Below are 592 nucleotides of genomic sequence, written 5' to 3' on the forward strand. Positions count from 1 at the left end.
TCAAGCGCGGCATCGAGCGTGCCGTCGAGGCCGTCTCCGCGCAGCTCCTCGAGCAGGCCAAGGACGTGGAGACCAAGGAGCAGATCGCCTCCACCGCCTCCATCTCCGCCGCTGACACCCAGATCGGCGAGCTCATCGCCGAGGCGATGGACAAGGTCGGCAAGGAAGGCGTCATCACCGTCGAGGAGTCGCAGACCTTCGGTCTCGAGCTTGAGCTCACCGAGGGCATGCGCTTCGACAAGGGCTACATCTCCGCGTACTTCGCGACGGACATGGAGCGTATGGAAGCGTCCCTGGACGACCCGTACATCCTGATCGTCAACTCCAAGATCTCCGCGGTGAAGGACCTGCTCCCGCTGCTGGAGAAGGTCATGCAGTCGGGCAAGCCGCTGCTGATCATCGCCGAGGACGTCGAGGGCGAGGCCCTGTCCACCCTCGTGGTCAACAAGATCCGTGGCACCTTCAAGTCCGTCGCCGTCAAGGCCCCGGGCTTCGGTGACCGCCGCAAGGCCATGCTCGGCGACATCGCCATCCTCACCGGTGGCACGGTCATCTCCGAGGAGGTCGGCCTCAAGCTGGAGAACGCCGGTCT

At 64.9% G+C, this 592-nt stretch carries 1 protein-coding gene; it reads left to right on the plus strand.

Annotated elements, in window-relative coordinates:
* Window positions 1-592, plus strand: a 592-nt coding sequence (locus KUM32_RS36300) for a TCP-1/cpn60 chaperonin family protein (RefSeq protein ID WP_302185229.1), incomplete at both ends; no start/stop codon positions are given.

This window comes from Streptomyces sp. AC627_RSS907, assembly GCF_019049165.1.